This window comes from Pseudovibrio sp. POLY-S9 (assembly GCF_001431305.1).
GTDB lineage: Bacteria > Pseudomonadota > Alphaproteobacteria > Rhizobiales > Stappiaceae > Pseudovibrio.
Map to the genome: position 1 here is coordinate 1 of NZ_LCWX01000104.1, position 557 is coordinate 557.

The 557-nt window shown below is 50.4% G+C and carries 1 pseudogene; it reads left to right on the plus strand.

What is annotated here, in order from left to right:
* A pseudogene (locus PPL9_RS32350) lies at nucleotides 1–557 on the plus strand (hypothetical protein); the annotation flags it as partial.

Here is a 557-nt window from a genome sequence, read left to right on the forward strand (position 1 = left end):
CGTCTTGCAGATATGGGCGAGCACATTGAGCGCTTTGAGTTTGCTGATGGGACAGCCCTAAGTGAAATCAAGGTTCGTGAAGATGGTCGCATGGAACTGCATGGGTTCAGCAATGAAGCCAACCTGATTATGGGTACAGAGCTGACCGACTTCATCTATGGCGGTTCAAAGAATGATATTCTTTACGGCGGCGATGCAGTGGGTGGTTGGCAATACCTCGTAGGCAAAGGTGGTGATGATACCTATCTGATTGGCCGCAACAAAGGCAGTAGCTGGATCACGCGCGGCTCAGAAGGTGACACTGGTGGAACGGACACCATCCGCTTCAAGAACCTCACTCTGGATGATCTCAGCCTTGGCACTTATGAGTATGAAGGTCAGGGCACCGCACTTCAGTTTGGTTGGACAACCGCACAAGGTAAATCCGGCAATCTGTATGTGGCGGATATGGGCCAGAATATCGAGCTTTTTGAGTTTGCTGATGGGACAGCCCTGAACAAAATTGAGATTGCAGAGGATGGACGCTATGGTTTGAGGGGCTTTGATAACGAGGCCAA